Source organism: Frankia sp. Mgl5 (genome assembly GCF_023242985.1).
Taxonomy (GTDB): domain Bacteria; phylum Actinomycetota; class Actinomycetes; order Frankiales; family Frankiaceae; genus Parafrankia; species Parafrankia soli.
This window is the reverse complement of the sequence record NZ_JALKFY010000730.1, coordinates 1-3,594: the sequence shown is the minus strand read 5'-3', so window position 1 is coordinate 3,594 and position 3,594 is coordinate 1. Positions and strand designations below refer to the sequence as shown.

General features: G+C 69.7%; 1 protein-coding gene. It reads left to right on the top strand.

Annotated features, from left to right (window positions below):
* Positions 1-481: 481 nt before the first annotated feature.
* On the top strand, positions 482-3,594 hold a 3,113-nt coding region (locus MXD62_RS27140; protein ID WP_248832245.1), incomplete at its 3' end, for a type I polyketide synthase.

Below are 3,594 nucleotides of genomic sequence, written 5' to 3'. Positions count from 1 at the left end.
GTCCATCCACTCCCTCACCACCCGACCCGCCACCCCACCCCACCCCACCCACGACGCACTCTTCCACCTGGCCTGGATACCGCTCCCGGCAGCAGAGCCTCCCGTCCCGGCCGTGCCCTCCGCGAGGGTGTCTGACCTGATCTCCCTCCCGGCGCTCCCCGATGCACGTCTGGTGGACCTGCGGAGCGGGGGCGATGTTCGTGTGCTCACCAGCCGGGTGCTGGCCGAGATCCAGTCGTGGGCGCGGGAGGAGGCGGCCAGCGGGACCCGGCTGGTCGTGGTCACCCGTGATGGCCTCGACGATCCCGCGGCCAGCGCGGTCTGGGGCCTGGTGCGCTCGGCGCAGGCGGAGTTCCCCGACCGCATCGTCCTCGTCGATCTGGATGCGGCGGCGCCTGCTGTGCCGTCGGCTCTGCTCTCTCTTGGGGAACCCCAGGTCAGGGTCCGAGCCGGGGAGATCACCGTCCCCCGGCTGGCGCGGGTGACCGACCCGGGCCTGATGGTGCCCGCCGAGTCGCCGAACTGGTATCTCGAGGTCAGCCCGCGCGGCACGCTGGACAACCTCGTGGTCGTGCCGGTCGAGCCCCGGGCCCTCGGCCCGGGAGAGGTCAGGGTCGCCGTCAGGGCGGCGGGCGTGAACTTCCGTGATGTGCTCATCGCGCTCGACATGTATCCCGGTGAGGCGTCGTTCGGTGGCGAAGGCGCCGGCGTGGTGTTGGAGGTGGCCCCGGACGTCGACGACCTCATCCCGGGTGACGCGGTTATGGGCCTGCTTCCCCAGGCATTCGGACCCAGCGCGGTTACCGATCGCCGGTTGCTGGCACGCATACCGGCGGGATGGTCGTACGAGTCGGCCGCAGCCACACCCATTGTGTATTTGACTGCCTACTATGCGTTGCATGAACTGGGTGGTGTGACACCTGGCCAGTCGGTTCTCGTGCATGCCGCCGCCGGCGGCGTGGGGATGGCCGCGACCCGCATCGCGCGGCACCTGGGCGCAGAGGTGTTCGCCACCGCGAGTCCAGGCAAGTGGGAGGTCCTGCGGGCCGAGGGTTTTGACGACGCCCATCTCGCGAACTCGCGGACCGTCCAGTTCGAGCACGATGTCCTCGCGGCGACCGGAGGCCGCGGCGTCGACGTGGTTCTCGACGCGCTTGCCGGCGAGTTCGTGGACGCCTCCCTGCGCCTCCTGCCCCGCGGAGGCCGCTTCATCGAGATGGGCAAGACCGACATCCGGGACGCCGACGAAGTGGCGATGCGCCATAACGGCGTCACCTACCAGGCATTTGACCTGGCAGAGGCCGGCCCGGACGGCATCGCGCGGATGTTCGCAGAGCTCCTGGTCCTCTTCGAGGACGGGACCCTCGGCCCGCTGCCGGTGCACGGATGGGACGTCCGCCGCGCGGCGGACGCGCTGCGCCACGTCAGCCACGCACGCCATGTCGGCAAGGTCGTGCTCAGCATGCCGCGTCAGCTTGCCCCCGCGGGCACCGTGCTCGTCAGCGGCACGGGCTCCCTCGGCTCCCTGGTCGCGCGGCACCTGGTGACCGCGCACGGCGTGCGGCACCTGGTGTTGACCAGTCGGCGCGGCGAGGCCGCGCCGGGCGCGGCGGAGCTGGTGGCCGAGCTGGTCGAGGCGGGTGCGACGGTGACCGTAGCCAGGTGTGACATGGCTGATCGTGCGGCCGTCACGCGGATCCTGGCCGACATCCCCGATGATCATCCGCTGACCGCCGTCGTCCACACCGCAGGCGTGCTTGATGACGGCGTTGTCACCGCTCTCACGCCCGAGCGCCTGGACACTGTCTTCCGTTCCAAGGTCGATGCAGCGCTGGTACTGCATGAGCTCACCCGGGATCTCGACCTGGCCGCGTTCGTGCTGTTCTCGTCCGCGGCTGGTGTTTTCGGTAATTCTGGCCAGGCGAACTACGCCGCGGCGAACAGCTTTCTGGACGGCCTCGCCCGCCAGCGCCGTGCGGCGGGTCTGCCCGCCACATCCCTGGCGTGGGGCATGTGGGCGCAGAGCACCGGGATGGCCGCAGGCCTTGACGAGGCGGCGCTCGCCCGCACCAAGCGGGACGGCATGAGCGGTCTGTCTGCCGAACTGGGCATGGCACTCTTTGACGTCGCTCTGCGCTCGCCGGACCCGGTGTTGGTCCCGGCAGTTCTGGACCTTGTCGCCTCCCGCGAGGCAGACATGCCGGCTCTGCCGTTGCTGCGCGGTCTTGTCCGGCGGCCCAGGCGGGCGGTTGCCGCGGTTGCCGCGGGGGATATTCCGTTCGCCGAGCGGCTGGCCGCGCTGGGTGGCCGCGAGCGGGACCGTTTTCTGCTGGACCTGGTGCGTGAGCAGGCCGCCACCGTACTGGGCCTGGCTGACCCCGGCGGAGTCGAACCCGACCGCGCGTTCCGCGAGATCGGGTTCGACTCGCTGACCTCGGTGGAGTTGCGCAACCGACTCGATGCAGCGACCGGCCACCGGCTGCCGCCGACTGTGGTGTTCGACTATCCGAATCCCGGGGCGCTGGCCCGCTATCTGCGCACCGAGCTGGTGGGCGACCCCGTAACGGCGGAACCTGCCCCGACCACGGCGGACGGCGTTCCGGTGCCCGTCGACGAATCAATCGCGATCGTCGCGATGAGCTGCCGTTACTCGGGCGGTGTGAGCAGCCCTGACGACCTATGGCGGGTACTGGTTGACGGCGTCGATGTGATCGGCGATTTCCCGACGGACCGGGGCTGGGACGTCGACACCCTGTTCGACCCGGACCCCGACCGGGCCGGTCGGACCTACGTGCGTCAGGGCGCGTTTCTGGACGACGTCGCCGGATTCGACGCGGACTTCTTCGGTATCTCGTCGCGGGAGGCGCTGGCGATGGACCCACAGCAGCGCCTGCTGCTGGAAACCTCCTGGGAGGTCGTGGAACGGGCCGGGATCGATCCCACCTCCTTGCGTGGCCGGGATATTGGCGTCTTCACCGGTGTCATCAATCATGAACACATCGTCCGCCTGCACCAGGCGACTGACGCGGCGAATATGGAGGGATACCGCCTCACCGGCGCCGCGACGAGCGTGGCCTCGGGTCGGGTCGCCTACAGTCTCGGACTGGAAGGCCCCGCTATCACGGTGGATACGGCGTGTTCGTCGTCGTTGGTGGCGTTGCATCTGGCGGCGCGGGCGTTGCGGGCGGGTGAGTGCTCGATGGCGTTGGTGGGCGGGGTGACCGTGATGGCCACACCCGCCTCGTTCGTGGAGTTCTCCCGCCAGCGGGCGCTTGCACGGGACGGTCGGATCAAGGCTTTTTCGGATTCCGCGGATGGCACGGTGTGGGGTGAGGGGGTGGGGGTTCTGCTGGTGGAGCGGTTGTCGGATGCGCGGCGGAACGGGCATCCGGTGTTGGCGGTGGTGCGGGGGTCCGCGGTGAATCAGGACGGTGCGTCGAATGGTTTGACGGCGCCGAACGGGCCGTCGCAGGAGCGGGTGATTCGGCGGGCTTTGGTGGAGTCGGGTTTGTCGGTGGGTGATGTGGATGTGGTGGAGGCGCATGGGACGGGGACGGCGTTGGGGGATCCGATTGAGGTGGGGGCGTTGATGGC